The sequence below is a fragment of the Protofrankia sp. CiP1_Cm_nod4 genome (assembly GCF_982290645.1).
In genome coordinates, this window is record NZ_CEVIVC010000189.1 from 1 (window position 1) to 2219 (window position 2219).

At 68.9% G+C, this 2219-nt stretch carries 2 protein-coding genes and 1 pseudogene; all 3 read left to right on the forward strand.

Features of this window, described 5'->3' with window-relative positions:
- Positions 1 to 659 (forward strand): type II toxin-antitoxin system toxin DNA ADP-ribosyl transferase DarT (darT, locus tag AC5LSR_RS22135; RefSeq protein ID WP_250291534.1); only part of this gene is annotated, 659 nt, incomplete at its 5' end.
- 18 nt (positions 660 to 677) lie between these two features.
- Complete coding sequence (darG, locus tag AC5LSR_RS22140) at positions 678 to 1745, forward strand: type II toxin-antitoxin system antitoxin DNA ADP-ribosyl glycohydrolase DarG (protein WP_250283531.1); 1068 nt, start codon at positions 678 to 680, stop codon at positions 1743 to 1745.
- Positions 1746 to 2033: 288 nt separating this feature from the next.
- Positions 2034 to 2219 (forward strand): annotated as a pseudogene (locus AC5LSR_RS22145) (hypothetical protein); the annotation flags it as partial.

A 2219-nucleotide genomic window follows, 5' to 3' on the forward strand; every position in this document is an offset into this window, starting at 1 on the left:
TCGGAGGTGCACAGTTCATCATGGCCCGGCCGGTCCCGACCCGCGTGGCGCACTTCACGCATCTCGACCAGCTCGCGGCGATCGCCGAGCAGGGCCTGTTGCCGGAGACGGTGGCCATTGAGGCGGACGCGAGGCGTACCGAGGTCGGCAATCTGGAGATCAAGGCGGCCCGCCGCCACCGTCCGGTGCCGGTGGCTCCTGGCGGTGTGGTAGGGGACTACGCGCCGTTCTACTTCGCGCCCCGCAGCCCGATGATGTACGCGATCCACCGTGGCCGGGTGGCTACTTATGCGGGGGGCTGCGACGAGCTGGCCTACCTGGTGACTTCTGTCGAGAGGCTCACCGGGCTGGGGCTCGCGCTGGTCTTCACTGACCGTAACGCCGTCCTTGAGGCAGCGACCTTCCGTTCCGATCCGGCGGATCTGGACACGCTGGTCGACTGGCCGCTGATGCGCGCCAGGATGTGGGCGAACACCGACGCCGAGCCCGACCGCAGGGAACGGCGGATGGCGGAGTGCCTTGTTCACGGCCGGGTGCCCTGGGCCGCCTTCAGCGAGGTAGCCGTCAAGAACGCCGTCAGCAGGCGCAGAGCCCTCGCCACAATGGGAACGGCACAGCCTCAGCCGCCGGTTAGTGTCAGACCTGACTGGTATTTCTAGGGCATGGGACAGGCAGCGATGATCATTAAGGCGGACGGTGACCTCCTCGGCGCCGACGTCGACGCGCTCGTCAACACCGTCAACACGGTCGGCGTGATGGGCAAGGGTCTCGCGCTGCAGTTCCGCCGCGCCTATCCGGCCATGTTCGAGGCCTACCGGCGGGCGGCTGACGCCGGGCAGCTCCGGTTGGGCCGGATGCACGTCTGGCCGACCGGCGCGGCCACCGGGCCGAGATACATCGTCAACTTCCCTACCAAGGGCCACTGGCGCTCCCGGTCGGAAGTCCGGGACATCGACTGTGGCCTGGCTGACCTTGTCCGGGTGGTCCGCGAGCTGAGCATCCGCTCGATCGCGGTACCCCCGCTTGGCTGCGGCAACGGCGGCCTTGACTGGCACGAGATCGAACCGAGAATCCGCTCCGCTCTCGCCGGCCTCGACGATGTGCGGGTCGTCCTCTATCCGCCGGGGCGGACCCCGTCGGCGGCCGAGATGACGACGCGCACCGTCCGGCCGACGATGACTCTCCCGAGGGCAGCGCTGATTCGGATCATCGATCGTTACTGCGCGCGGGCGCTCGAGATCTCCGTGATCGAGGTCCAGAAGCTCCTGTACTTCCTCCGCGACGCTGGTGAGCCTCTCGGGTTGCTCTATACCAAGGGCCGCTATGGGCCCTACGCGGACAACCTGCGTCATGCCCTGATCAACCTCGAAGGGCAGTACCTGACCGGGTTCGGTGACGGCAACGCACGGGTCCTCGACGCCGAGCCGCTCGGTCTCCTGCCCGGCGCCGCCGACGCCGCCGACCGAGCGTTGGCTGACCAGCCGAGCACGACCGGCCGCATCGACCACGTGCTCCGCCTCGTCGAGGGCTTCGAGTCGCCGTACGGCATGGAGCTCCTCGCCAGCGTGCACTGGATCGCCACCCGTGAGGCCACCGACCCCACGGATCCCGACCAGGTCTCCCGGCTCGTGCGCGCCTGGACACCGCGCAAGGGGCGGATGTTCACCGCCGAACACGTCCAGCGCGCCTGGCACGCCCTGCGCGAACGCGGCTGGCTACCACCACCCGAAACGGCTGAGGCATGAGCCTCAGAACATGAGCCTGCAATCGGTGCCGATCTCACGTAATCCGTGGTGTCGCTGTGATCCGCCGTGCCTGCGGCCGGGGCGTATCCGGTGCATATGGCGTGGCCATGATTTCTGATGGGATGCGCACCAGTTCCGCCGCGCGCGACGCGTCCCACGGATACTTTCGCGGATCGGGCCGCGTACAGGGCTCTCCTGGTCCGCGTCGCCCGCCGGCAAGGCACCTACCGGCGCGGCGACGGCGTCCCAGTCCCTGAGCTCCGGTCCAGTGTCCGATATGCTCGGGGGGTGTCCGGCCGAGGGGTGTCGGCGGGTGCTGCTCACCGCGCGGGGGAACTGGTTGCCATCGCCCGTGACGACCCGGTACGGCGTCTCCGGCTCGCCGCGCAGTTCTACGACCGGCGCGTCGCGGCCCGGAGTATCCGGCCCTATCGGCGTGCCGAGATGGCCTTCATGCGGTGGCAGATCCAGCGT

Bases quoted from the DNA above. Each gene is read 5' to 3' on its own strand.
- darG (WP_250283531.1), top strand. From the start codon at position 678: ATGATCATTAAGGCGGACGGTGACCTCCTCGGCGCCGACGTCGACGCG.